The sequence below is a fragment of the Streptomyces echinoruber genome, assembly GCF_014651135.1.
Taxonomy (GTDB): domain Bacteria; phylum Actinomycetota; class Actinomycetes; order Streptomycetales; family Streptomycetaceae; genus Streptomyces; species Streptomyces echinoruber.
Genome location: NZ_BMWH01000003.1, coordinates 1 through 24,586, shown reverse-complemented (window position 1 = coordinate 24,586; position 24,586 = coordinate 1). Strand labels below are relative to the sequence as shown.

Annotated in this window: 18 protein-coding genes and 1 pseudogene; 9 read left to right on the top strand and 10 right to left on the bottom strand. The window is 71.8% G+C overall.

The features are described from left to right. Positions 1–26: 26 nt before the first annotated feature. From IE225_RS05185 to mshB, 3 genes are all read right to left on the bottom strand, one after another. Entirely contained in the window at positions 27–2,588 is a 2,562-nt protein-coding gene (locus tag IE225_RS05185) for a hypothetical protein (protein WP_190056134.1), read from the bottom strand. A gap of 211 nt (positions 2,589–2,799) precedes the next feature. Further along, the gene (locus IE225_RS05180) at positions 2,800–3,210 is read right to left on the bottom strand and encodes a DUF6113 family protein (RefSeq protein ID WP_190056133.1); all 411 of its coding nucleotides are present in this window, start codon (positions 3,208–3,210) and stop codon (positions 2,800–2,802) included. Continuing rightward, entirely contained in the window at positions 3,210–4,187 is a 978-nt protein-coding gene (mshB, locus tag IE225_RS05175) for an N-acetyl-1-D-myo-inositol-2-amino-2-deoxy-alpha-D-glucopyranoside deacetylase (RefSeq protein WP_190056132.1), read from the bottom strand. Before mshB ends, IE225_RS05180 begins: the two co-directional genes overlap by 1 nt. Positions 4,188–4,812: 625 nt before the next feature. On the opposite strand from mshB, the gene IE225_RS05170 reads away from it, so the two are divergent. Continuing rightward, positions 4,813–4,956, top strand: a complete 144-nt coding sequence (locus IE225_RS05170) for a hypothetical protein (protein ID WP_190056131.1) — start codon at positions 4,813–4,815, stop codon at positions 4,954–4,956. A gap of 66 nt (positions 4,957–5,022) precedes the next feature. Further along, positions 5,023–5,295, top strand: a complete 273-nt coding sequence (locus IE225_RS05165; RefSeq protein ID WP_190056130.1) for a hypothetical protein — start codon at positions 5,023–5,025, stop codon at positions 5,293–5,295. Positions 5,296–5,628: 333 nt separating this feature from the next. Here IE225_RS05165 and IE225_RS05160 read toward each other — a convergent pair whose 3' ends face one another. After that, a complete protein-coding gene (locus IE225_RS05160; RefSeq protein ID WP_190056129.1) occupies positions 5,629–5,823 on the bottom strand; it encodes a hypothetical protein in 195 nt (64 codons plus the stop codon). A 177-nt stretch (positions 5,824–6,000) separates the two neighbouring features. On the opposite strand from IE225_RS05160, the gene IE225_RS05155 reads away from it, so the two are divergent. From IE225_RS05155 to IE225_RS05130, 6 genes and pseudogenes are all read left to right on the top strand, one after another. Then, positions 6,001–8,130, top strand: a complete 2,130-nt coding sequence (locus tag IE225_RS05155; protein ID WP_190056128.1) for a S9 family peptidase — start codon at positions 6,001–6,003, stop codon at positions 8,128–8,130. Positions 8,131–8,588: 458 nt separating this feature from the next. Continuing rightward, positions 8,589–10,427 carry an ABC transporter substrate-binding protein gene (locus IE225_RS05150; RefSeq protein WP_190056127.1) on the top strand — a complete coding sequence of 613 codons (1,839 nt, stop codon included), beginning with the start codon at positions 8,589–8,591 and terminating at the stop codon, positions 10,425–10,427. Between the two features lie 47 nt (positions 10,428–10,474). Continuing rightward, the gene (locus IE225_RS05145) at positions 10,475–11,539 is read left to right on the top strand and encodes an ABC transporter permease (protein ID WP_190056126.1); all 1,065 of its coding nucleotides are present in this window, start codon (positions 10,475–10,477) and stop codon (positions 11,537–11,539) included. Continuing rightward, a complete protein-coding gene (locus IE225_RS34205; protein WP_229879265.1) occupies positions 11,536–12,627 on the top strand; it encodes an ABC transporter permease subunit in 1,092 nt (363 codons plus the stop codon). The genes IE225_RS05145 and IE225_RS34205 overlap by 4 nt, the downstream gene beginning before the upstream one ends. Then, positions 12,624–13,670 (top strand): annotated as a pseudogene (locus tag IE225_RS32845) (ABC transporter ATP-binding protein); the annotation flags it as partial. The gene IE225_RS34205 and the pseudogene IE225_RS32845, both read left to right, overlap by 4 nt. Before the next feature lie 476 nt (positions 13,671–14,146). Beyond that, a complete protein-coding gene (locus IE225_RS05130; RefSeq protein WP_190056124.1) occupies positions 14,147–15,151 on the top strand; it encodes an ABC transporter ATP-binding protein in 1,005 nt (334 codons plus the stop codon). A 4-nt stretch (positions 15,152–15,155) separates the two neighbouring features. Here the strand turns inward: IE225_RS05130 and IE225_RS05125 are convergent, their stop codons facing one another. The 6 genes from IE225_RS05125 to IE225_RS05100 form a co-directional block, all read right to left on the bottom strand. After that, positions 15,156–15,548: a VOC family protein gene (locus IE225_RS05125; RefSeq protein ID WP_190056123.1), complete on the bottom strand. Its 393-nt coding sequence runs from the start codon at positions 15,546–15,548 to the stop codon at positions 15,156–15,158. Positions 15,549–15,692: 144 nt separating this feature from the next. After that, a complete protein-coding gene (locus IE225_RS05120) occupies positions 15,693–16,841 on the bottom strand; it encodes an ABC transporter ATP-binding protein (protein ID WP_229879259.1) in 1,149 nt (382 codons plus the stop codon). Continuing rightward, positions 16,834–17,880: an ABC transporter ATP-binding protein gene (locus IE225_RS05115; protein WP_190056122.1), complete on the bottom strand. Its 1,047-nt coding sequence runs from the start codon at positions 17,878–17,880 to the stop codon at positions 16,834–16,836. The genes IE225_RS05120 and IE225_RS05115 overlap by 8 nt, the downstream gene beginning before the upstream one ends. A gap of 48 nt (positions 17,881–17,928) precedes the next feature. Next, complete coding sequence (locus IE225_RS05110; protein WP_190056121.1) at positions 17,929–18,849, bottom strand: ABC transporter permease; 921 nt, start codon at positions 18,847–18,849, stop codon at positions 17,929–17,931. Positions 18,850–18,879: 30 nt separating this feature from the next. Further along, positions 18,880–19,806 carry an ABC transporter permease gene (locus IE225_RS05105; RefSeq protein WP_190056120.1) on the bottom strand — a complete coding sequence of 309 codons (927 nt, stop codon included), beginning with the start codon at positions 19,804–19,806 and terminating at the stop codon, positions 18,880–18,882. Positions 19,807–19,987: 181 nt separating this feature from the next. Beyond that, positions 19,988–21,643 carry a peptide ABC transporter substrate-binding protein gene (locus IE225_RS05100; RefSeq protein WP_190056119.1) on the bottom strand — a complete coding sequence of 552 codons (1,656 nt, stop codon included), beginning with the start codon at positions 21,641–21,643 and terminating at the stop codon, positions 19,988–19,990. A 980-nt stretch (positions 21,644–22,623) separates the two neighbouring features. Here IE225_RS05100 and typA point away from each other — a divergent pair. Beyond that, positions 22,624–24,540, top strand: coding sequence for a translational GTPase TypA (gene typA / locus IE225_RS05095; protein ID WP_190056118.1), 1,917 nt, complete (start codon positions 22,624–22,626; stop codon positions 24,538–24,540). The last annotated feature ends 46 nt before the right edge of the window (positions 24,541–24,586 follow it).

The following is a 24,586-nucleotide window of genomic DNA, read 5'->3' as shown; positions in this document are numbered from 1 at the left end:
CGCCGGGTGCCCTCACCGTGGGTGCGTCAGCTCGGGTTGGTGTCGATGACCGCGACCCGGTTCGTCGTGCTCATCAGCGCCGGACGCAGGGCGCTGATCACGTCCTCGACGGTGACCGGCGTCTTCTGGCCGGTGGCGCGGGCGACCTTCACACCGTCGAAGGTGCTGCCGTACAGCTCCTTGAGCGCGGCCTTGTCGTAGGTGTCGACGAGCTTGCCGCCGACGGCCTTGACGCCGAGGAACTTCCACAGCGACTTCTGCGGGCTGAAGGCGACCACGTGCAGTCCGTCGGGGGTCTTGACGGTGACGTTCGCCGACATCGCGGGCTCGGCGAACTTCTTCATCATGCGGTCGACCTCGGCGTTGGGCACCGTCGGCCGACGGGTGGTGGTCGGCAGGGCCGCCGGTGCGGGGTTGCCGGTCTCGATCTGGGTGCGGTACGCCTGCTCGACCACCTCGATGGAACGGTCGACGTCGAGGCCCTTGCCGGTCCTGCCGTAGACGGCGACCGCCTTGCCGGGCTCGAACTTGATGGTGCCCTCGATCGCGGTGCCGGCACCGCCGGCGGCGGTCTCCAGGGCGGCGCGCAGCTTCTCCTTGTCGGTGGGCATGACCGGTTCGACGACCCGGTGGTTGCCGAAGAGGGAACCGATCACGGAGACCGGGTTGTAGTCGCTCTTGGCGGCCGCGTCGACGGTGGCCTGGGTGTCGAGCTGGAGCCCGGCCCGGTCCGGGGCGAGCGTGACGGTCTTGCCCTCGACGGTCAGCTTCAGCGGCTTGTTCTCCCGGTCGCCGAGCGCGTCGTCGAGCTTCTTGACCGCCTCGTCGCGGGTGCCGCCGATGTCGACGCCGAGCACGGTGGTGCCCTTGGGCACGTCGGAGTGGTTCATCAGCAGCCCGGCGCCGTAGGCGACACCGGCGAGGACGACCACGCCGCCGCCGAGCAGCGCGAGCTTGCTGCGGCCCTTCTTTTTCTGCGACTTCTTCGACGCCGCCTGCGGCGCGCCGGCGGCGGCCGGCTCGGGCAGCTTCGGCGGGGTGTGCCGCTGCGCGGCGGCACCGGGTGCGCCGGAGCCGAAGGGCGTGCCGGAGCCCGGCGGCACCACGGGGATGCCGCTGGTGACGGTGTCTCCGGAGACGTTGTCCGGGCCCGGGCCGTAACCGGGTGCGCCGGGTTCGGGGGCGGGCTTCTGCGGGGTGAGGACCGCGGTGTCGTCGCTCATCCCGCCGCCGGGTCCGCGGCCGCCGCCGTACGGGCCGCCGCCGGGCGCGGCACCGGGACCGCCGGGAGCGCCGGGACCGCCGGGAGCGCCGGGACCGCCGGGAACACGGCCGGGTCCGCCCGGGCCGCCGGGCGTGTTCGGCCCGCCGAGGCCGGGGGCCGGGGGCACCGGCGGGCCGTCGCCGGTGACGGGTCCGGTGGTGGGTCCGTTCGGGCCCTGGGGGCCGCCGTGCGGGCGCTGCCCGCCGGGGCCGGGCCGGCCGGCGTAGGCGTCACCGCCCGGGGCGTTCGGCGCGGAGAAGTCGTGGTCGGCGCCGAAGGGGTCGGCGGCCGGTCCGGTGCCGGGGCCGTGGGCGCCGGGCTCGCCGCCGAAACCGGCGTACGGGTCCTGGCCGCTCCCGTACGGGTCCTGGCCGCTGCCGTACGGGTCCTGACCGCCGTTCACGTCCTGGTCGCCGTAGCCCTCCCGGGCGCCGGGACCGTCGGCGCGCTCGTCGTCCGAGAAGTACGGCAGTTCGTCGCGGCGCGGCTCGCCGCCGTCGGCGCCCTGGCGGCGCCCGGCGTTCAGCACCTCGGTGACGTCGAAGGAGCCGGTGCCGCCGCCGTGGCCGGGCGCGACCGGGCCGCCGGTGGCGCCGGGCAGGCCGGCGCCCTTGGTGGAGCCGGTGCGGGCGCCGGGCGCGCTCAGGGAGCCGACGACACCGCCGGGGCGGCCGACGGCGGGGCGGGGCGCACCGGACCCGCCGGACGCGCCGGACGTGCCGGGTCCGCCCGGGCGGCCGGGGGCGCCGGAGGAGCCGGCGGGCGCGCCCGGACCGCCGGAGACACCCGAACCGCCGGAGACACCCGGACCGCCGGAAACGCCGGGAACACCGGGAACGCCGGAGCCGCCGGACGGAGTGTCCTTCTTCACCGGGGACTTGCGCGGCGCGAACCAGTCGCTGGTCGTCTTCTCCTCGGCCGGCGCGGCCGGTTCGGCGGGCGCCTCGGCCGCGCCGGCGCCGGTGCCGTTGGCACCGTTGGCGCCGCCGATGCCCTGGGCGCCGCCGGTGCCTTTGGTGTCGGCCGTGCCGGACGGGGCGGTCGCGGGCTTGCCGTCGTCGGCGGAGTCGCCCGCGCCGCCGGACTCGCCGACGGGCTTGCGCACGACGACCGGCGGGATCGGCCGGGACCCGGGGATGTTGATCCGGATCCTGGTCGTCAGGGTCGTCTCGGTCTTGCGTTCCTCCGGCTGGGTCGCCGAACGGCCCGCGTCCGCACCGTCGCCGGAACCCGTCGGGGTGCCGTACGGCGGGGTGCCCGAGGGGTAGGCGGCTCCGCCGCGCCCCTGGGGCCCGGAGGACGGAGTGTCAGTTTCACGACTCAAGGCAGGTTCTCCCGGTTGGCTCCGCCGCCCGTCACGACCTCACGCAGTGGGGTCCCCCTGTCCTGTCCGGCTGTCCCGGCCGGGCAAGCCGACAGCTCGGGGGAGGCTCGGCGGCGCGCACCACCATACTGGCCACATCTGGCGCGTATTCCACGACCGCTGCGGAAACCCGCACGCGACCCGCACGGGCCTGGTACGGCGAAGTGGTACGTCAGTTGCCAAGTCGGGCGGGACCGCCACCGGGTTGCCGACCCGGGGCGAGGGTGGCGCAGATCACAGCGACGGCCATGCCGCCGAGCAGGAACAGGTAGGTGCCGCCGCCCGCGGCGAAGAGGAAGTCCCCCTCGGGGCGGCTGACGGTGAGCAGGATGACGGTGACCAGCCAGCCGACGGCGGGCGCGACGGCCCCGGCCCGGCTGTCGGCGGCCCGGGCGCCGCCCAGGAACACGCCGACGGCGCCCGCGAGCGCCAGCAGCAGCCCGCCCGGGAACCAGCCGCTCTGCACCAGCGCCCCGGCCGCGCCGGCCACCGCGCCGAGGACGAACAGCCCGAGGTAGGCGGCGGCCCGCCCCGCGGACGGCGGCCGCCAGGGCTGCGCGAGCATCGGGGAACGGTCCGCCATCACACCTCCCCGCCCTGCGCGCCCGCGCCCGCGGACCCGGCACCACCGACACTCCCGGCGTCCCCGGTACTCCCGGCATCCTCGACAATCCCGGTGATCCCGGCGAACAGGTCGCTCTCGCGCTCCCGCGGCCGCTCGCCGCGCACGAGTTCGTAGTACTCGGTGGTGAACAGGGGCTGCGCGAGCCCGTTGGACAGCGCGAAGTACGGCTCGGCCACCTCGATCTGGGTGGCGTGCGCCCGCATCGCGGCGGCCTTGGCGGCGGCGTACGCGCTGCCGTCGACGGCGGTGGTGACGCGCTCGTCGTCCACCACGCCCGGAACGTCCGCCACGCTCGCCGCCTTCTCGAACGGCAGCCCCGGCAGGTCCTCGCCCAGCCGCGCGAAGGCCTCCTCGGCGACCGAGCGCGGCACGCGGTTCCAGTACACCTTGGGGATCTCCCAGCCGGCCTCGGCGGCGAGGTCGGCGGCGCGCAGGGCGATGCGGTGGGCCTGGACGTGGTCGGGGTGGCCGTAGCCGCCGTGGTCGTCGTAGGTGACGAGGACCTGCGGGCGCACCTCCAGGATCACCTCGACGAGGTGGGCGGCGGCCTCGTCGACGTCGGCCCGCCACAGGCAGGCGGGGTCGTCGTTGTCGGCGGTGCCCATCATCCCGGAGTCCCGGTACCGCCCGGCGCCGCCGAGCAGCCGGACGTCCGTGACCCCGAGCGCCCGCATCGCCGCGGCGAGCTCCCGGCGCCGGTGCGCGCCCAGCGCGGCGCCGGTCAGGTGCCGCAGCCCGGGCGGGATGACCTCGCCGCGCTCGCCGAGCGTGCACGTCACCAGGGTCACCTGGGCACCCTCGGCGGCGTAGCGGGCCATCGTCGCGCCGTTGTTGATCGACTCGTCGTCCGGGTGCGCGTGCACCAGGAGCAGACGCCGATCGCGGCGGGCCGGGGGTTCCCCCAGCTGAAGGCTGGCGGAGGGCGGTTGCGTCATGGGAACCACCCTACGAGGCACCGGCTCTCCCCTTTCACCCCGGCCGCGGGGATGCGCCGCCGCCCCGCCCTCCCCGGCCGGGACCGGCCGACACCTCCGAGAAGCGCGCCCGCCCGAGAGACACGCCCAATTCCGCCGCGATCACGCCGACCACGAGTGCCGGGCGAAAGCACCTTCGCCCGCCCCGCGCGAGGGCGGATTCCTCGCATGCTCGCTGCGGCGCCCATCGGATCGACCGCGCAACCACCGCTGTTCCCGCTTTCGGGATCACCCACATCCAGAATGGGAAGCACTCATCTTCAACAGTTTATTCGCGAAGACCTTGCCGGGGAAAAAGCCCGCTCCACAGAAATCCGACTCGCCCCCTCCTGATCGACTTGCAGGCCGCGAACGCGGGTTTTACGTTGGCCGTGTGAAATATTCGTGAGCAACTCCATGCGAATCGAGGCCGGCCATGGGTACCGTCGCAGTAATCTCCAAGCAATACTGGACCACTCGGAGCCCCATTCAGCCCGGAAGCGCGCTTTGGCTGAGTTGGCCGCTGGGCAGCGCCCCCAGCACCCTCGGCACCTACGCCATCACCGCGATCCCGAACGAGTCCGCCTCCGGGTACTACACGATGTCGGTGCGCGAACTGCACATCACGAAGAGGTCCTGGCAGCAGGGGGACATCAACTACTGGGAGTACTACGTCGGGGCAAATTGCAACAACACCGGAAACCTGCCCGTGAAGAACTTCATCACCTTCGTCAGCCGAGTCAACGAATAGCTTTTCTCGCCAACTCCGCCGATTCTGCCACCGTCTGACCGAACCAGCAGCGAAAGGAATCCCCCGATGAGAATCACTGCCGTTTACGACCGCCGCGGCAACATCGAAACCCTTGTCGCCGGCAGTGAGGACGCACCGCCGCCGCAACCCGAGACGAAACCAGGTCAATACTGCTCCGAGATCAGCGCTCCACAAGTTTTGGAGGCCCTCCGCGAAGACCTCGGGGACGAACTGATATTCAGGCGCTTGGAAGAGATAATGAACAGCTATCGGGTTGACGTGGGCAGCGCTCCGCCGAAGCTCGTGAAGAACTCGGTCGAGCCGGAAGCACCGTCCTGAGTCGGGGCGGCCGGACCCGGCTCGTCCACGACACGCCCTTCGGCACAGTGCGGCGGATCATCCGCGGAGCCGTCCGGTCGGCGACGGTGACGTCCCCGCCGCGGCCGGAGTCCTCGCGGGCGGCGGGACGTTCCCCGGCAGGGGCCGGCAGCTGCCCGGTGCCGGAGCCGGGGCATCCCCGTATCTTCCGACGCCGCGGAGGCCGGCGGGCCTCCGGTTCTCGTCGGGCGCCGCGCGGCCGTTCGGCGGCCGGGGCTCCTCCGGGCGCGGGACCGGCCGGTGGTGCCGCGAGCTCCGGTCGTCGCCCCGGCGCCCGCGGCACCACCGCACGTGTCAGAACTTGATGCTGCCGATCATCCCGGCGATGTTCGTCGTCAGCTCGTTGATCGTCGGGGCGACTGTCGAGGAGGCGAGGTAGAAGCCGAGCAGAACGCAGACGATGGCGTGTGCCGCCTTCAGCCCTGACTTCCTGATCAGAATGAAGACGATGATCGCCAGCAGCACCACCGCCGAAATCGAGAGTGCCACGGCGGTTCACCTCCAAAGGTCCCAAGGGCGCGGGGGGTCGGACGTTGGGGGCAGACAAATCCTCGCGGGAGCAAGCAGGTTCCTACCCACTATGCGACTGTGATCATAACTATCCGAACGCGCGCATCGGTCGGCGCACGGCCGCACAAGGGGGCGCATGGCCAATATCGTCGTGCCATGACGACCGAGCCTGACTCCTTTCCCCGACGGCACGCCCGCACCCAGCGGTTCACGCTCGGCGCGCCGCGTTCGTTCACCGTGGCGCCCGACGCCTCCCGTGTCGTGTTCCTGCGCTCGCGTTCCGGCACGGACCGGGCGAGCGCGCTGTGGGTGCTGGACCTGACGGACGGCACGGAGCGCGTGGCGGCCGATCCGCGGGTCCTGCTGGGCGGCGCCGAGGAGCACCTGCCGCCCGAGGAGCGGGCGCGCCGGGAGCGCAGCCGGGAGGGGGGTGCGGGCGTCGTCGCCTACGCCACCGACGCCACCGTCGAGTTGGCGTCTTTCGCCTTGTCAGGGCGGCTTTTCACGGCCGAGCTGCGGGCCGGTACGGCGCGCGAACTGCGCGTCCCGGGGCCGGTGGTGGACCCGCGGCCCTCCCCCGACGGGCGGTACGTCGCCTACGTCGCCGGCGGGGCGCTGCGGGTGGTGGGCGCCGAGGGAGAGGGCGACCGGGCGCTCGCCGAGCCGGAGCCCGCGCGGGGCGCGGGATCGGTCACTTACGGATTGGCCGAATTCGTCGCGGCCGAGGAGATGGGCCGTTCCCGGGGCTTCTGGTGGGCGCCGGAGTCGGACCGGCTGCTGGTGGCGCGGGTGGACGACACGCCGGTGCGGCGGTGGTGGATCGCCGATCCGGCGCACCCGGAGCGCGAGCCGCAGCGGGTGGCGTACCCGGCGGCGGGCACGGACAACGCGGAGGTGCGGCTGTTCGTGATCGGCCTCGACGGGGTGCGCACGGAGGTCGTCTGGGACCGGGCGCGCTACCCCTATCTGGCACGAGTGCACTGGTCGGCGGCGGGTCCGCCGCTGCTGCTGGTGCAGGCGCGGGACCAGCGCAGCCAGGTGTACCTGGCCGTGGACCCGGACACCGGGGCGACCCGGATGGTGCACGCCGACGAAGATCCAACTTGGCTGGATCTTTTCCCCGGGGTGCCGTGCTGGAGCCCGTCGGGACAGCTCGTGCGGATCGCCGACGAGGGCGGGGCGCGTGTCCTGGCGGTGGGGGAACGGCCGCTGACCGGGGCGCAGTTGCACGTGCGGGCGGTGCTCGACGTGTCGGCCGACGACGTGCTGGTCGCGGCCTCGGCGGGCGCGGAGGCGGCCGACGCGGAGATCGGGGAGGTGCACGTCCACCGCGTCAACGAGCTCGGCGTGGAGCGCGTGTCGCAGGAGCCCGGCGTGCACACGGCGGTGCGTGCCGGGGACGTGACCGTGCTGGTGTCCGCCCGGCTGGACCGGCCGGGCACGCAGGTGCAGGTGCTGCGGGACGGCAAGCGCGTCGCGGTTATCCCGTCGTACGCCGAAGATCCCGGTCTGTCCCCGCGCGTGACACTGCTGGAGGGGGGCGCACGCCGAATCCCGTGCGCCCTGCTTATGCCAACGGACTACCACGGTGACACTCCCCTCCCGGTCCTCATGGACCCCTACGGCGGCCCGCACGCCCAGCGGGTGGTGGCCGCGCACAACCCGCACCTGACCTCCCAGTGGTTCGCCGACCAGGGCTTCGCGGTCCTGGTGGCCGACGGCCGCGGCACCCCGGGCCGCTCCCCCGCCTGGGAGAAGGCCATCCGCGACGACTTCACGCGCACCCTGGACGACCAGATCGAGGCGTTGCGGGACCTCGCCCGGCGCCACCCGCTCGACCTGTCCCGGGTGGCGATCCGCGGCTGGTCCTACGGCGGCTACCTCGCCGCCCTGGCCGTGCTGCGCCGCCCGGACGTCTTCCACGCGGGCATCGCCGGCGCCCCGGTCACCGACTGGCGGCTGTACGACACCCACTACACCGAGCGCTACCTGGGCGACCCGGCCGCCGCCCCGGAGGCGTACACGCGCAGCTCGCTCGTCGACGACGACGGCCTGGTCTCCCCCGCCGAGCCGCACCGGCCGCTCATGGTCATCCACGGCCTGGCGGACGACAACGTCGTCGTCGCCCACTCCCTGCGCCTGTCCTCCGCCCTGCTGGCCGCCGGCCGCCCGCACGAGGTGCTGCCGCTGTCCGGCGTCACCCACATGACCCCGCAGGAGCAGGTCGCGGAGAACCTGCTGCTGCTCCAGGTGGACTTCCTCAAGCGGGTCCTGGGGCTCGCGTAACGGCCGACGGCGCGCGCGACGGCGGACGCACACGGCGGCAAGCGCACACGGCGACGGACACGCGCGGCGGCGGACGCGCGCGGCGGCGGACGCGCGCGGCGCAACGGGCCGCGCACACGGCAACGGGCCGGGGTGACATGGCGCACCCCGGCCCGTTCACGGCACCCGCACGGCCGTACCTCCCCAGACTCGCGCGTCCGTATGGCGCGACGGCTTCCGCCAAGTTGCCGACGCGTTAACGCATTTCGGGCGGTTTGCCCAGGTACGGGGAGGACGAGCCCGGGCGCCAGCGCCCGACCTGCACCCCTTCAGTGGTATGGACCAATGACCGCCCATTGTGTGATCAACTTGTTATTTCCGCAGGCCACACGCCCTCTACGCGCCGTTGACGCCCCGGAGGCGCGCTGATAGACCACTCTTCTCGACTGTGCCGGCGATGACGCGAGGTCAGGATCTCCATGAGCAGAGCAGACCAGCACGGCAGAACCGCCCGGCTCGCCGCCGCCGGGGTCGCGGCCCTGGCCCTCACGGCCGGCCTCGCGACCCCGCTGAACCCCGCGCCCCAGCGGGCCGCGGCGGCGGACGGGAAGAAGACGCTCACCGTCGCGGTCGCGCAGAGCGTCGACTCCCTCAGCCCCTTCCTGGCCACCCGGCTGGTCAGTACCAGCATCAACCGGCTGATGTACGAGTACCTGACCGACTACGACCCCGGCGACGCCCACCCCGTCCCCGGCCTGGCCACCCGGTGGTCCCCGTCCGCGGACAAGCTCACCTGGACCTACACCATCCGCTCCGACGCCACCTGGTCGGACGGCCGGAAGGTCACCGCCGAGGACGCGGCCTGGACCTTCACCAAGATGATGACCGACGAGAAGGCGGCCACCGCCAACGGCAGCTTCGTCGCCAACTTCCGTGAGGTGACGGCCCCGAGCCCGACCAGGCTGGTCATCCGGCTGAAGAAGCCGCAGGCGACGATGACCGCGCTCGACGTGCCGATCGTGCCCAAACACGTCTGGGAGAAGGTCGGGGACTTCTCGAAGTTCAACAACGACAAGAGCTTCCCCGTCGTCGGCGACGGGCCGTTCGTCCTCACCGCGTACAAGCCCGACAGCTACGTGCGGCTGAAGGCCAACCAGCGTTTCTGGCGCGGCGCGCCGAAGTTCGACGAGCTGGTCTTCCGGTACTACAAGGACCAGGACGCGGCGGTCGCCGCCCTGCGCAAGGGCGAGGTCTCGTTCGTCGCCGGCTCGCCCTCCCTGACCCCCGCCCAGGCCGCCTCCCTCAAGGGCGCGAAGCACATCCGCGTCAACGACGCCCCGGGCCGCCGCTTCTACGCCCTGGCCGTCAACCCCGGCGCCCGCGCGAAGGACGGGCAGAAATTCGGCGACGGCGACCCGTCCCTGCTCGACGTGCGGGTGCGGCACGCCCTGTTCCTGGCGGTCGATCGCAAGACCATCATCGACAAGGTGTTCCAGGGCCACGCCGTCGAGGGCCAGGGCTACATCCCGCCGCGCTTCTCGACGTACTTCTGGAAGCCCTCGCCGGACCAGAAACTCGCCTACGACCCGGCGAAGGCGGCCCGGCTCCTGGACGAGGCGGGGTACCGCAAGAACGCCGAGGGCAGGCGCGTCGGCAAGGACGGCAAGCCGCTCACCTACCGCGTCCTGTGCCACGCCACCGACCCCAACGACAAGGCCGTCGGGCAGTACCTCAAGGAGTGGTGGGGCAAACTCGGCATCGGCGTGAACCTCGACTGCCTGGACAACGTCACCGACCCGTGGCTCGCCGGCCGCTACGACCTCGCCTTCGACGGCTGGTCGGTCAACCCCGACCCGGACTTCGTGCTGTCCATCCACACCTGCGCGGCCCTGCCCGACACCCCCAAGGACACCGCCGCCACCGACAACTTCATCTGCGACAAGGCCTACGACCGGCTCTACGCCCGGCAGCTCGCCGAGTACGACCCCGCCAAACGGGCGGACATCGTCCAGCGGATGGAGTCCCGGCTGTACGACCTGGGGTACATGAACGTCATGGCGTACCCCAACGCCGTCGAGGCCTACCGCACCGACCAGATCGCCTCGATCGAGACGATGCCGAAGGACGCGGGCAACATCTACGGCCAGGACGGCTACTGGAGCTGGTGGTCGGCCGTCCCGGCCGACTCCGACCCGTCCTCCGGCGGACCCGGCTCGGCCGGGGTGATCGCCGGCATCGCCGGGGGCGTCGTCGTCCTGACGGCGGTCGGCGCGTTCCTCGCCCTGCGCCGCCGCGCCACCGCCGACGACCGGGAGTAGCCCATGCGACCGACCCGCCCCGCAGGCCCGGCACCCGGGCCGCGGCCATGACCGCCGACGCCGCGCCGCCCCCGGTGGAGGAGGTGGCCGGGAGGACCACCGGTGCGGCGGTGCGCGGCCCGCGCGCCCGCACCGCCGCCGCCTACCTGCGCTACGGAGCGGCCAAGCTGGCCGGCGCCGCCGTGTCGCTGTTCGCCGTCCTCGTCACCGGTTTCTTCCTCTTCCGGCTCATCCCCGGCGACCCGGTGAAGACGATGACCGGCGGGCGTCCGGTGTCCGCCGAGCAACTCGCGCAGTACCGCAGGGAGTTCGGGCTGGACTTACCGTTGTGGGAGCAGTTCGCCGACTACTGCCGCAAGGCGCTCACCGGCGATCTGGGCACGTCGTACCAGTTCCGCGCGCCCGTCATCGACAAGATCACCGAGGCGCTGCCGAACACGCTGCTGCTGACCGGCACCGCGTTCGTGCTGTACACCGTGCTCGGCATCGTGCTGGGCACCCGCGCCGCCTGGCGCCACGGGCGGCTCGGAGACCGGATCCACACCGGGCTGGCGCTGACCCTGTACTCCGTGCCGTCGTTCTGGCTGGGCCTGCTGCTGATCGTCGTCCTCGCGGTCGGCGTGGGCCCGGTCCCCGGGCTGTTCCCGACCGGCGGCATGGAGTCCGGCGGCGAGGAGGGCCTCGCGCACGTCCTCGACGTCGCCCACCACCTGGTGCTGCCGGTCGTCACGCTCGTCGCCGTCGAGTACGGCCAGACGCTGCTGGTCACCCGCTCGGCGCTGCTGGACGAGATGGGCAGCGACTACCTGACCACCGCCCGCGCCAAGGGCCTGCGCGACGACCTGGTGCGGCGCCGGCACGCCGTGCCCAACGCGCTGCTGCCGACCGTCACCCTCGTCTTCATCAACCTCGGCCGGACCGTCGCGGGCGTGATCCTGGTCGAGACCGTGTTCTCCTGGCCGGGTCTGGGCGGGCTGTTCTACCAGGCCCTCAGCGTCCCCGACCTGCCCCTGGTGCAGGGCCTGTTCCTCCTCTTCGCCTCGGCGGTGATCATCATGAACACGCTGGCCGACCTCGTGTACCCGCTGCTCGACCCGAGGGTGGGGCGATGACGACCGGAGTGACCCCGCCGGCGGACGCGCGGGGCGCGGATGCGCGGGGCGCGGACGTGCAGGGCGCGGATGCGCGGGGCGCGGATGCGCAGGGCGCGGATGCGCGGGGCGCGGATGCGCGGGGCGCGGATGCGCGGGGCGCGGATGCGCAGAATGCCGCCGCGCAGGATGCCTCCGCACAGGACGCCGCCGCGCACGCCGGGCCGCGCCGGCCGGCCTGGCAGCGCCGGCGGCGGGCGGCGGCCCGGTTCTGGCGGCAGTACCGCACCCACCGCGCCGGCCTGGCGGGCCTGGCCGCGCTCGTGCTGTGCGCGCTGCTGGCGCTGACCGCGCCGCTGGCCGTCGGATCCGACGTCGCCGGGGTCACCGACGCGCCCGGGCAGCCGCTGGCGCCCCCGAGCGGCCGGTTCTGGCTCGGCACCGACCGCTACGGCCGCGACCTGCTGGGCCTGGTGGTGTGGGGCTCACGGGTCTCGCTGCTGGTGGGGCTGCTCGCGGCGGTGCTGTCCGTGGCGATCGGCGCGGCGGTCGGCATCACCGCCGGGCACTTCCGCGGCGCGTACGCCACGGTGATGATGCGGGTCACCGACTGGTTCCTGGTGATGCCGACGCTGGTGCTCGCCGTCGCGCTGACCGCCGTGCTGCCCCGCTCGCTGGGCACGGTGATCCTCGCGATCGGCGTGACCACCTGGCCGACCACGGCCCGCCTGGTGCGCGCCCAGACGCTGGCGGTGGAGGCACGGCCGTACATCGAGCGCGCCCGCGCGCTGGGCGGCGGGCACGCGCACGTCATGACCCGGCACGTACTGCCCAACGTGATGCCGCTGGTGCTGGCGCAGACCACCCTGATGGTCTCCTCCTCCATCCTCACCGAGGCCACCCTCGCCTTCCTCGGCCTGGGCGACCCGACGGTGGTGTCCTGGGGCGGGCTGCTGCAGGACGCGCGGGAGGCGGGCGCGGTCAGCGCCGGGGACTGGTGGTACCTGGTGCCGCCCGGCCTGGCCATCGCGGGCGTGGCCCTGGCGTTCACGCTGTGCGGACGCGCGGTGGAGACGGTCCTCAACCCGCGGCTGGGGGTGGCACGGTGACACTGCTGGACGTACGGGACCTGGAGGTGACCTACCCGGGCGGCGCGGCCGCCGTACGGGGCGTGGACCTGCGGCTCGCGGCGGGCGAGAAGCTCGGCGTGGCGGGCGAGTCGGGCTGCGGCAAGTCGACGCTGGCCCTGGCGCTGCTGCGGCTGCTGCCGGCCGGGACCCGGGTGCGCGGGCAGGTGCTGCTGGACGGCGAGGACGTGCTGACCATGCGGTGGGGGCGGGTGCGGGCGGTGCGCTGGGCGGGCGCCTCCATCGTCTTCCAGGGCGCGATGCACTCCCTCAACCCCGTGCACCGCGTCGGCGACCAGATCGCCGAGCCGATCCTGCTGCACCGGAAGGCGACGGCGGCCGCGGCCCGGCGGCGCGCCGGTGAGCTGCTGGAGCACGTCGGCCTGCCGGCGGCGCGGGCGTCGGCGTACCCGCACGAGCTCTCCGGCGGCCAGCGGCAGCGCGTCATGATCGCGATGGCGCTCGCCTGCGACCCGCGCCTGGTCGTCGCCGACGAGCCGACGACCGCGCTGGACGTGATGATCCAGGCGCAGATCCTGCGGCTGATCGAGCAGCTCGTCGCCGAGCAGGACCTCGGCCTGATCATGATCAGCCACGACCTGGCCGTCCTCGCCGACACCTGCGACCGGCTGGCGGTGATGTACGCCGGCCGGGTGGTCGAGGAGGGCCCGGCCCGGGCGGTGTACGACGACGCCCGCCACCCCTACGCCCAGGCCCTGTCCGCCGCCTTCCCGCGCATCGGCGACCCGGCCTCCCGGTTCGCCCCGCGCGGCCTGCCCGGCGACCCGCCCGACCCGTCCGCCGTCCCCGCCGGCTGCGCCTTCCACCCCCGCTGCCCCGCCGTGCTCGACGTCTGCACCACCCGGGACCAGGTGCTGCGGGAGGCGGGCGAGGGCCGGCGGGCGGCGTGCGTACGGGTCGGGGCGGAAGGGGACGCCCCCGCGGCGGACGCCGCAGCGACGACCGGAGCCGGCACGGACGCCGGGTCCGCCGCCGGTGCCGGAACGGCCACCGGGTCGGCATCAGAGCCGGCCGCCGGTACCGGAGCGACCGCCGACCCGGCCGCCGGTACCGGAACGGCCACCGCACCCGTGGCCGGAACCGAAGCGGCCACCGGGCTCGCCCCCGGCGCCGAAGCCAACGCCGAACCCACGGCCGGAGTCGGCACGGACACCGAACCTGTCACCGAAGCCGAAACAGCCACCGGCCCCGTGGCCGGTGCCGGAGCGGACACCCGACCCGCCGGAACCGGCACGAACGCCGGACCCACCGGAACCGGCACGAACGCCGGACCCACCGGAACCGGCACGAACGCTGGACCCACCGGAACCGGCACGGACGCCGGACCCACCGGAACCGGCACGAACGCCGAACCCGCCGCCGAACCCGCCGCCGAACCCGCCGCCGAGGCTGCCGCCGCCGGACCCGCCACCGATGCTGCCGCCACCGGTGCCGCCCCCGCCGGTGAGGCGACGGGCACGTCCAGGACGAGGAGCACCCCGTGACCGACGACGGCACCCCGTCCCCGCCCCCGCTGCTCAGCGCCCGGGACCTGCACGTCGCCTTCCCGGGCCGGCGCGGCGGACCGCCGCTGCGCGCCGTCGACGGCGTCCACCTCGACATCCGCCCCGGCGAGATCGTCGCCCTGGTCGGCGAGTCCGGCTGCGGCAAGACGACGCTGGCCCGCGCCCTGCTCGGCCTGGTCCGCCCGACGCGGGGGCAGGTCGTCTTCGCGGGCCGGCCGCTGGAGTACGGCTCCCGGGCCCTGAAGACCTACCGCCGCCGCGCCCAGCTGGTCCTGCAGGACCCCAGCGGCTCCCTCAACCCCCGGCACACGGTCTACGAGGCGGTCGCCGAGGGCCTGCGCATCCACCGCCACGGCGGTGACGAGCGGGAGGCGGTGGCGCGGGCCCTCTCCCGCGCCGGACTGCGGCCCCCCGAGCGCTTCTTCCTGCGCCACCCGCACGAACTCTCCGGCGGACAGCGCCAACGCGTCGTCATCGCGGGCGCGTTGGCCCTGGACCCGGAACTGCTGGTGGCCGACGAGCCGGTGGCCTCCCTGGACGCCTCGGCGCGCGGCGAGATCCTCGCCCTGCTGCTGCGGCTGCGCACCGAACTGGGCCTGGCCGCGCTGGTGGTGACCCACGACCTGGGCCTCGCCTGGAACATCGCCGACCGGGTGGCGGTGATGTACCTGGGGCGCGTCGTGGAGACCGGCCCGGTGGAGGACGTCCTCACGGCACCCCGGCACCCCTACACCCAGGCCCTCCTCTCCGTCCTCCCCGAGGCCCCGGGCGCCCCCGTCGTCCTCACCGGCGAGCCGCCCGACCCCACCCACATCCCCTCCGGCTGCCGCTTCCAGGCCCGTTGCCCGGTACTGGCGGGCGGCGAGGCCGCGCGGGCGGGCGTCGCCGACCGGTGCCGTACCGAGGAACCGGCGGTGCTGGAGGGGGGCGGCCGGGCGCAGGTGGCGTGCCACTGGGCGGGGGCGCGCGTAGCCCCGTGACGCCTCAGGCCCGTTGCTCCGCGGCCACCAACTCCGCCTCGAAGCCGTCCGAGTTCACCAGGTAGGCGGCATAGTGCCGCGGTCCGCCCGCGTGCGGGTACCGGTCGGCGAAGAGCGGGTGCCACCCGTGGGCCGGGGCGGCGGCGGAGAGGGTGTCGACGTCACCGCGGCTCCCGGCGTGGAAGGCGAGGTGGTTGAGCCCCGGGCGCATCCGGTCGTGGCGTTCGCCGCTCATCGCCGGCGACTGCTCCACGACCAGGTACGTCCCGCCCAGCCGCCAGCTGCGGCCGTGCTCCCACTCCTGGTAGGGCCGGCCGCCGAGCCGGGTGAGCAGCCAGCCCCATTCGCGCACCGCGCGCGCGAGGTCGGGCACCCAGAGTTCGATGTGGTGCAGCATCCTGGTCCTGAAGTGTCCGGTCCCAAAGCGTCCGGTCCTGAAGTGTGCGGCTCCGAAGCGCCCGGTCCTCGGATGTCCCGGGGCGGAACGCCGGTTCCCGGCACCCCGCGGGGCACCGGGAACCGGGCACGTGGGCGGCGGGCGTCAGGCCGCGTGGACCACGTCCTTCTCCTCCGCGAAGTGGCAGGCCGACTCGTGGGCCGCCGGGGAGTCGGTGCCCTTGAACCGCTCGGGCACGGCGAGCAGGGGCACCTCCTGGGCGCACTTGTCCTGGGCCTTCCAGCAGCGGGTGCGGAAGCGGCAGCCGGAGGGCGGGTTGGCCGGGGAGGGCACGTCGCCGGTGAGGATGATCCGCTCGCGGTGCTCGCGGGCCTCGGGGTCGGGGACGGGCACCGCCGACAGCAGCGCCTGGGTGTAGGGGTGCGTGGGGTGTTCGTAGATCTGCTCGTCGGTGCCGATCTCGGCGATCCGGCCGAGGTACATCACGCCGACGCGGTCGGAGATGTGCCGGACGATCGACAGGTCGTGCGCGATGAAGATGTAGGAGAGGTTGAACTCGTCCTGCAGCCGCTCCATCAGGTTGATGACCTGCGCCTGGACGGAGACGTCCAGCGCCGACACCGGCTCGTCGCAGATGATGATCTCCGGGTTGAGCGCGAGCCCGCGGGCGATGCCGATGCGCTGGCGCTGACCGCCGGAGAACTGGTGCGGGTAGCGGTTGATGTACTCGGGGTTGAGGCCGACGACGTCCAGCAGTTCCTGCACCCGCTTGCGCCGGTCGCCCTTGGGCGCCGCCTCGGGGTGGATGTCGAAGGGCTCACCGATGATGTCGCCCACCGTCATGCGGGGGTTGAGCGAGGTGTACGGGTCCTGGAACACCATCTGGATGTTGCGGCGCACCGCCTTCAGCGCACGCCCGGACAGCCGGGTGATGTCCTGGCCCTTGTAGAAGATCTGCCCGGCGGTGGGCCGCTCCAGGTTCATCAGCAGCTTGGCCACGGTGGACTTGCCGCAGCCGGACTCGCCGACTATGCCGAGCGTCTCGCCCTGGTGGAGGTCGAAGGAGACGCCGTCGACCGCTCTGACCGCTCCGATCTGACGCTTGAACAGGATGCCCCGGGTCAGCGGGAAGTGCTTCACCAGGTCCCGCACCTGCAGGATCGGCTCTCCCCGCTGAACGGGCGCCTCGACGGCCGCGACCGCCTCCGTCTCGGACGACGCGTCGACGACCTCCACCTCGGAGACGTTCGGCATGGCGTCGGTGTGTCCGCTGTCCTTGCTGAGCTCAGCCACGGAGCGTCTCCTTCCAGAAGTGGCACGCGGAAGCACGGCCCGGCAGTTCCGTGCCGTCCTCGCCGGTCACCGGGACGAGCGCCGGAACGTCGGTGCGGCAGATGTCCCGTGCCTGCGCGCACCGCGGGTTGAAGGCGCAACCGGGCGGGATCTGCTGCAGGTTGGGGGGCAGTCCCTTGATCGCGTACAGCTCCTGCCCCTTCTGGTCGAGCCGGGGGATGGAGTCGAGCAGGCCGCGTGTGTACGGGTGGGCCGGCCGCTTGTACAGCTCGTGGACCGGGGCGGTCTCCACGATCCGGCCCGCGTACATGACGGCGATCTTGTCGGCCACGTCCGCGACCACGCCCAGGTCGTGCGTGATGAGGATCAGCCCCATGTTGTACTCGCGCTGGAGCTCCGCGAGCAGGTCCATCACCTGGGCCTGGACGGTGACGTCCAGGGCGGTGGTCGGTTCGTCGGCGATGATGAGGTCGGGCTCCAGGGCGAGCGCCATGGCGATCATGATGCGCTGGCGCATGCCGCCGGAGAACTGGTGCGGGTAGTCGTTGACCCGCTGCCGGGCGGCGGGGATGCGCACGCGGTCCATCAGCTCGATGGCCTTCGCCTTGGCTTCCTTGCGGGTCAGGCCCTGGTGGGCGCGGAACATCTCGCCGAGCTGGAAGCCCACCGACAGCACGGGGTTGAGGGAGGACAGGGCGTCCTGGAAGATCATGGCCATCCTGGCGCCACGCAGTTTGCGGCGCTCGTTCTCCGGCAGGCTGAGGATGTCCTGGCCCTGGAAGAAGATCTGGCCCTTCGTGATGCGTCCGGGAGGGCTGTCCAGAATGCCCATGATCGCTTGTGCGGTGACGGACTTGCCCGAGCCCGACTCGCCGAGCACCGCCAGCGTCTCGCCCGCGTTGACGCTGTAGTTGACGCCGTTGACCGCTTTCGTGACGGAGTCGCGGACCTTGAACTCCACGTGCAGGTCCCGGACTTCGAGCAGCGGCGCGGTCCCGTCCGGCCCGGCGTTCGCGGGAGCCGTTTCCAGGCTGGTCATGCCATCACCTTCGTCTTGCTTCAGCAGGGGTCGACTCACGGGTGTGCCTCACCGCAGCTTCGGGTCGAGTGCGTCGCGCAGGCCGTTGCCCAGCAGGATGAAGCCCAGCGCGGTGATGACGATGGCGAGGCTCGGGTAGGTCCACATGAAGTCCTTGACTCCCATGAATCCGCGCCCGGCCGAGATCATGTTGCCCCACTCGGCGACCTCCGGGTCGACCCCCACGCCCAGGTACGACAGCGAGGCCTCCGCGACGATGGCGATGCCGACGTTGCTGGTGCCGTACACCAGGACCGACGTGACGGAGTTGGGCAGGATGTGCTTCCGGATGATCCGGCTCCGGCCGGCCCCGAGCGCCCGGGCGGCGTGGACGAAGTCCATCTCGCGCACGGAGAGGATCTGGCTGCGCAGCAGGCGGGCGAAGGTGGCCCACTGGAAGATGCCCAGGGACAGCACGACGGGCAGGACGCCGCGGCCCATCAGCAGGATGATGACGATGGAGCCGATGAGCAGCGGGAACGCGAAGAAGATGTCCGCGGCCCGCATGATCACCGTGTCGACCCAGCGGCCGAAGTAGCCGGCCAGGGCGCCCAGCACGATGCCGATGGTGAGCGCGACGAGGATGGAGGCGAGGCCGACGACCACCGCGATCCGGCTGCCGTAGATGAGGCGGGAGAGCTGGTCCCGGCCGAGCGCGTCGGTGCCCAGCAGGTGCTTGCCGCCCGGGGCCTGGAGCGTGGCGGTCAGGTCCTGCTTGAGCGGGTCGTACGGCGCCAGCACGGGGGCGAGGAGGGCGGTGAGCACAAGGACGACGATGATCGCCAGGCCGACCACGGCCAGCTTGTTGGCGAAGAAGCGGTGCCGGATGTCGGCCCACTGACTGACCCTGGCGACGCTGGGTTCCGCGCCGGGCTGTGTCGCGGCGGGGGCCGGTGCCGGCTCTCCCGTGCCCGTGACGAGTTCGGTCATGGTGTGACTCCTTGGTGGCGACCCGGCGGGTCAGGAGAGGCGGATACGCGGATCGAGAGCGGCGTACAGCAGGTCGACGACCAGGTTCAGCAGGACGAAGATCGCCACACTGATCGTCACCACCCCGACGATGATCGGGTTGTTGTTCTGCTGGATCGCCTGGATCAGCGCGAGACCGATGCCGTTCCAGTTGAAGATCGTCTCGGTGATGATCGCGCCGCCGAGCAGCGTGCCGAACGAGATGCCGAGGTAGGTGACGACGGGGATGACCGAGTTCCGCAGGATGTGGCGGAAGAGGATCGTCCGGCGGGAGAGTCCCTTGGCCACGGCCGTCTTCACGTAGTCGGCGCGCAGCACTTCGAGCATGGTGCTGCGGGCGAGCTGTGCGACGAGGGCGGCGTCGATGATCGCGAGCGTCACGGCCGGCAGCACCATCGACTTGAAGCTGCCGTCGGCGATCAGCGGGAACCAGCCCAGTTCGACCACGAAGAGACGCTGCATGAGCATGCCGAGCACGATGGACGGCACGCCGATGGCGAGTGTGGTGACGAAGGTCGCCGACACGTCCCAGATGGAGTATCTGCGCATCGCCGCCACCACACCGACGGAGACGCCGATGACGATGTCGATGGCGATGGCGAACACCGCCAGCTTCGCCGTGTTGACCAGTTTGGGTTCGAGGATCTCCGCGACCGGACGGCTCTGCGTGTAGTCCGTGCCGAGGTCACCGGTGACGAGCTTGCCCACGTAGGTGCCGTACTGCACGACAAGGGGCTTGTCGAGTCCGTACTGCTTGTGCAACTGCTCGATCACGGCCGGGTCGCGCGCCTTGTCGCTGCCCGCGATCTGCCCCACGGGATCGCCGGGGAGCACGAACAGGCAGGCGAACAGGATCAGCGTCGCACCGAGTACGACCACGACCAACTGGCCCAGCCTACGGACCACATACCTTCCCATGACTTGCCTCTCTGCGCCGCGCTGCCGTTCGCCGGGCAGCGTCCCCGTCCGCGGACGGGGATGCGGGGTGGGGACGGGAGGGCGGATCGCGTCCTCCCGACGATCGGAGGGGCCGCGGCACCCGAGTCCAGCTCGGCACCGCGGCCCCGTCACCGGACTGCCGCGTTCCGCGGCGCCCGGGCTACTTCATGCTGATCTCGGCGAGGTTGGGGTTCTCGTGGAAGTCCATGCGGATGTCGGCGAACTTCTTGGTGTTGACCAGACGCAGCTGGGTGCGGTTCCACAGCGGGATCAGGGCCATGTCGTCCAGGGCCTTCTTCTCGGCCTGCTTGTAGAGCGCGTTGCGGCCGGCCTGGTCCGCGGTGGAACGGGCCTTGGCCACGAGGGCGTCGAACTGCTTGCTGCTGTAGCGGCCGCGGTTGTCGCCGGTGACCTTGCCGGAGGAGTCCTTGTTGATGGACGCGGTGTCCAGCAGCGGGAAGAGGTAGTTGTCCGGCGTCGGGTAGTCCGCGCCCCACGCGAAGCGGTACAGGCCCGTCGCGCCCGGCTTCTGCTGGTCGGCGAGCAGCTCGGCGAAGGGCTTGCCGGTGCTCTTCACCTTCACGCCGAGGACGTCCTCGAGCTGCTGCTTGACGGCCTGGATCCACTCCTCGTGGCCGGAGCCGGTGTTGTAGCCGAGCTCGATGGTGGTGCCGGGCTTCAGGCCGCCTTCCCTGGCGAGCTGCTTGGCCTTGGCCTTGTCCTGCTTGACGCAGGAGGTGCACAGGTCCTTCTGGTACACGTCCTTGAAGACCGGCGGCAGGATCGTCGTGGACTTGGTCATCATGCCCTGGAAGACGCCCTTGATGATGGCATCCCGGTCGATGGCGTACGAGACCGCCAGGCGCGCCTTCGGGTTCTTCATCGGGCCGTTGTCGGTGATCGGCAGGAGGTAGTTCATGCCGTTGGTGTCCTCCTGGATCCACTCACCCTGCGGCTCGTACTTGGCCTTGGCGGCCGGAAGCTGCGGGGTGGGCATGCGCGCCCAGTCGTACTGACCCGACTCGAAGCCCTGGTACTCCAGGGTCACACCGTTGTTGGCGTTGAGGATGTCGATCTGCACCTTGTCCAGGTGAGCCTTCTTCAGGCCGTAGGAGTCGTTGCGGACGAGGGTGATCGACTTGTTGTGCTCCCACTTGCCCTGCATCTTGAACGGGCCGTTGCCGATGGGGGCTTCGTTGTACGCCTTGTTGTGGGCGTCGCCCGCGGCCTTGGGCACGGGGCTGAAGACCGTGTGGGTGGTCTTGATGTAGAACTCGAAGTCCGGCGAGGACAGCTTGACCTGGAGGGTGTAGGGGTCGGGCGCGCTCAGGCCGGACATGGCCTTGGACTTGCCGGCCTGGATCTCGTCGAAGCCCTCGATTCCGGCCATGTGGTAGGCGACGTCGGACGCGGCCGACTTCTGCGCCACCCGGTTCCAGCCGCGGATGAACGCCTGGGCGTCCACGGGCTCGCCGTTGGTGAACTTGGTGCCCTTCTTGATGGTGAAGGTCCACGTCTTGCCGTCGGAGCTGGCCTTCTTGGACGTGGCGAGCGCCGGGACGACCTGGCCGTCGGCGGTCGGCTCGTACAGGCCCGTGAAAAGGTTGTCCGTGACCAGAATGCCCTCGGACTCCTGCGCGTTGTAGGGGTCGATGGCCACCGGCTCGGTGATACCCATCCGGAAGGTCCCGCCGTTCTTGCCGGCGCCACTGCCGCCGCTGTTGCCGCTGTTGTCGTCACTTCCGCCGCAGGCAGTAGCGGCCAGGGCTATGACGATCGCGCCCGCGACCCACTTGGCGCTCCTGGCACCACGCATGGGTTCCTCCTCCTGAGTCCTTTTGTTCACCGCAAGAGCGGGCACAGGACATCCCACGGACCGCAAGAACGGGGAATCAGGTGCACCCGCAAGGCTCGTGAGCCGGCGCCGTCCGCGGCACGTGGCTCGTCCACCCGAGCTCTACGCGCCTAACTATCTGCCATGGCTCACAGGTGAGCCACACCTCTTAGGTCTCGGTTCGATCACACCTGGCATCTACTTCTTCCAAAATCCGGACAAACAGTTTGGTGAAAGATGCCTGCGAAACGGACTTGTTACACAAGTATCGGTGTCAACTGTCCGGATAGCGAACGAGTTGACGATAAATCAGTTGCGCCGACGGCGGAGATCTGCTTCGACGCCGCGGCGGAAGAGTTCACCGGACCGCGAGTCGGGCGGCCGGGTGAGCAGCAGGCAAGACTAGTGCGGACGGCATACGCCTGTGACCGTGGAGAACTCCCTTTATTTCCAGCCATAGGGAAAACCCTGTATCCGCGATCGCGCGACGAAAGACGACGAAAGACCGGTTCTCGACGCGAGGTCCGGCCCCGTGCCGCGGAACACACCGCCGCCGACCCGGCGGGCCGGCGGCACGGGCGGAGAGGGCGGCGGTGCTCCTTGAGGTGACCGTCTTGCGGCCGGCAGCGGTTTTCCGGACACGCGTCCGCGCCGTCGCCGGGAATGCCGATCCATCCGGCGCGGGTGATCAAGCCGGCCGGCGGACCGCGGGCCGCGCCCCGCCTCTTTGGCAAAGCCAGGTCAAACTACAACCGTGCGACTCCGGAAGGCCGAGGGGTGTGAGGAAGACCCGAGAGGGTCGCAAACCGGGAGAACCGGATATACCGGCACACCGGAGAGGTGGTCGCCGTCGCGGCACCCGTACCATGGGGTGAGGCCGTGGCATGTTCAGCCCGGCAGGGCCCGCGCACCGCAGACGTCCGCGCCGGGCATTCCGCAACCCCCGGGAGATACGCCGCACCATGGCCGCGTCCATTCAGCGCCACGACATCCGCAACGTCGCCATCGTCGCCCACGTCGACCACGGCAAGACCACCATCGTCGACGCGATGCTCAAGCAGGCCGGCGCCTTCGCCGCGCACCAGCTCGACCAGGTCGACGACCGCATGATGGACTCCAACGACCTGGAGCGTGAGAAGGGCATCACGATCCTCGCCAAGAACACGGCGGTGAAGTACCACCCCAAGGACGGCGGGGACCCGGTCACCATCAACATCATCGACACCCCCGGCCACGCCGACTTCGGCGGCGAGGTCGAGCGCGGCCTGTCCATGGTCGACGGCGTCGTCCTCCTCGTCGACGCCTCCGAGGGCCCGCTGCCGCAGACCCGCTTCGTGCTGCGCAAGGCGCTGCAGGCGCGGCTGCCGATCATCCTCTGCATCAACAAGACCGACCGTCCGGACGCCCGCATCGACGAGGTCGTGGACGAGACCTACGACCTGTTCCTGGACCTGGACGCGGACGAGGACCAGATCGAGTTCCCGATCGTCTACGCCTGCGGCCGCGACGGTGTGGCCTCCCTCACCAAGCCGCAGGACGGGACCGTACCGGCCGACTCCACCAGCCTGGAGCCGTTCTTCTCGACCATCCTGGAGCACATCCCGGCCCCGACCTACGAGGAGGGCGCCCCGCTCCAGGCGCACGTCACCAACCTCGACGCCGACAACTTCCTCGGCCGTATCGCCCTGCTGCGCGTCCACCAGGGCGAGCTGAAGAAGGGCCAGACGGTGGCCTGGATGAAGCGCGACGGCTCCGTGCAGAACGTGCGCATCTCCGAGCTGATGATGACCGAGGCGCTCACCCGCAAGCCCGCCGAGAAGGCCGGCCCGGGCGACATCTGCGCCGTCGCCGGCATCCCCGACATCATGATCGGCGAGACCCTCGCCGACCCGGAGAACCCGGTCGCGCTGCCGCTGATCACGGTCGACGAGCCGGCCATCTCCATGGTGATCGGCACCAACACCTCCCCGCTGGTCGGCCGGGGCGGCTCCGGCAAGGGCGCCGACAACAAGGCGGCCGTCAAGGACCGCAAGGTCACCGCCCGCCAGGTCAAGGACCGCCTCGACCGCGAGCTGATCGGCAACGTCTCGCTGCGGGTGCTGGACACCGGCCGGCCCGACGCCTGGGAGGTCCAGGGCCGCGGCGAACTCGCGCTCGCCATCCTCGTAGAGACCATGCGCCGCGAGGGCTACGAGCTGACCGTCGGCAAGCCGCAGGTGGTCACCAAGGAGATCGACGGCAAGGTTTACGAGCCGGTGGAGCGCATGACCATCGACGTGCCCGAGGAGCACATGGGCGCGGTCACGCAGCTCATGGGCGTCCGCAAGGGCCGTATGGACAACATGTCCAACCACGGCCGCGGCTGGGTGCGCATGGAGTTCGTGGTGCCCTCGCGCGGCCTGATCGGCTTCCGCACCGAGTTCCTCACCGCCACCCGCGGCACCGGCATCGCCCACTCCCTCCACGAGGGCTTCGAGCCGTGGGCCGGTCCGCTGCAGACCCGCAACAGCGGCTCCCTCGTCGCCGACCGCGCCGGCGTGGTGACCGCCTTCGCCATGACCAACCTCCAGGAGCGCGGCACGCTCTTCGTCGAGCCGGGTACCGAGGTGTACGAGGGCATGATCGTCGGCGAGAACTCCCGCGCCGACGACATGGACGTCAACATCACCAAGGAGAAGAAGCTCACCAACATGCGCTCGTCCACCGCCGACGTGGCCGAGCAGATCATCCCGCCGCGCAAGCTGTCGCTGGAGCAGTCCCTGGAGTTCTGCCGCGACGACGAGTGCGTCGAGGTGACCCCGGAGGCCATCCGCATCCGCAAGGTGGTCCTGGACCAGCGCGAGCGCGCCCGGGCGGCGAGCCGGGCCAAGCACGCCTGACCCCGGCGCGCCCGTACCGGGGGGAGCTGCCCCGGCGGGGACGGCC